Annotated in this window: 1 protein-coding gene, 1 tRNA gene and 1 pseudogene; all 3 read right to left on the bottom strand. The window is 53.1% G+C overall.

Annotated features, from left to right (window positions below):
* Positions 1-151: 151 nt before the first annotated feature.
* The gene (locus R3F72_RS18440; RefSeq protein ID WP_332780467.1) at positions 152-391 is read right to left on the bottom strand and encodes a hypothetical protein; all 240 of its coding nucleotides are present in this window, start codon (positions 389-391) and stop codon (positions 152-154) included.
* A 510-nt stretch (positions 392-901) separates the two neighbouring features.
* Positions 902-984, bottom strand: a tRNA-OTHER gene (locus R3F72_RS18435).
* A gap of 680 nt (positions 985-1,664) precedes the next feature.
* Positions 1,665-1,773: pseudogene (locus tag R3F72_RS18430) on the bottom strand (IS5/IS1182 family transposase); the annotation flags it as partial.

Here is a 1,773-nt window from a genome sequence, read left to right as displayed (position 1 = left end):
AGGCGAAACGATATCTTCAATCAATGTCCAACCCTGATCGGAAATCTCGTAACGTCCTGCCATGACAATACCTCCAAGTCTGAGGGAGGAAAGGCTAGCAAGACATCATTTTTCAGACAAAGCGTAGGACGTTAGCCATCATGCCTCATGGCTAGTCGCGGGGAAGTTCCGAACCTTCGTAGTCCTGAGTATCGTCCGGCTGTGATCCAGGCTCGCTGGAAGTCTCGCGTTCATAATTGCGAGCGGCTTCAATGGCTTGCGGCTCGGTCTCATGCCGAGAAATCTCGCGCTTCCCTTTGGGCTCCGTGACGTCTACCACGCGCCAGCCAGACACGATAATGCTCTCTTGCGTTTCTTCCTTGATGGGTTCGATACGTGCTGTACGAGTCATATGACCTCCTGCCTGATAAGCAATCCGCCACTCTGTATAGCTCAATAGCCCACAAACTTCCTGGTTGCGATTTACTTTCCGCGAGGATGGCTATTTCACTATGACCAAGGCGACTAGGCTTTGTCTGAAAACTGCCTGCGCTCGGCTATACGGCGTTAAAAATCGGCTCAAAGTACTCATTTACACCGCGTAAACTCCGTCTTTTCACCGATTTTTGCCTTGTCTGACCTTCGCTCGACGACTTTTCAGACAAAACCTAGGCAGTTCAGGAGAACTTTGGCAACTTCATGCGCGCGGTGAAGATACTCGGCTCTTGCATAGAGGATATGAAAAGAGCGGTTGAGGCCAGATTCGGGAAAAGGTCACCGGATAGGAAGAGACACCTGAATGTGTCACAGTCGCAACGAAGGAAGGCCAGCGTCACGATATGTGTCACTTCAGCCTACAGATTCGAGTGTTCATATCGCTCTCTGAGGACAGGATAAATCGAGAGCAATTGAAGGGTTGGAATGGTGCCGGCGGTCGGACTCGAACCGACACACTGTCTCCAGCGGCGGATTTTGAATCCGTTTTTCGACAACCACAGGCCGCGCTTGCTACGGGATTTTGTCGAAAAATCAATAGCTTGAAGTTTTACACTAGTTACATACACGGTATCTAATTGCTGCAGTCTGCGACCAAGCTGCGACCACATCGAAACACTCTACGCAGCGGACGTTGTCCGCGGAAGTGAACCAGGTTCTCATAGGCATCGGACTTTAGGCTCAGTATCTTTTTACCTAATCCCATAGGGCAGCATAACATCCATGCATTGCTGTGCGCGTATGGCCTTGGCCTCCTGACTGCGATCCTCCTCACGGCAGCGCACCTGGTGGCTAAGAATCACCGCCTGCTACGGCGGCGCGGACGCCCCCAACTCGGTAAAGTGGTTGATCAGCCTACCGGGGACATGACCGAGACCGCTCCTCCGGGAGCGCTGTCGAGATCGAGATGGGTAGTGAGGAAAGGTTACGCGGCGAGGAGCAGCGCGTGGTTCAGCTCTGTCGACGCCGGAGCTATAAATCCACATCCCAATTCGGACAGCCTTCACTAACGTTGACAGAGTGCCTCGGTTGGTGCCGGTTTAGGCCACCGGGCCATCATGGGCGGTACTTGCAACGGTGCGCTTACAACACAAGTATGGGGAGTCAAGCGGGCCAGTCACTCCCGCAGGGGCGATCTCCCCATCACCGTGAACCCGACAGCTATTCAAACCCTAGGGTCTGTTGACGTTTCACATGGGCAGCCATAAAAAACCACAAGCTAAGGCCACCATGCTTTCGTAGTTTCGCTTGAGCTTGTCGTAACGCGTCGCTATGGCGCGATACGGCTTCAACCGAGCA

Source organism: Salinicola sp. 4072, assembly GCF_036663415.1.
Lineage (GTDB): Bacteria > Pseudomonadota > Gammaproteobacteria > Pseudomonadales > Halomonadaceae > Salinicola > Salinicola salarius_A.
The sequence above is the reverse complement of the archived record's forward strand: the minus strand, read 5'-3'. Positions and strand labels throughout refer to the sequence as shown.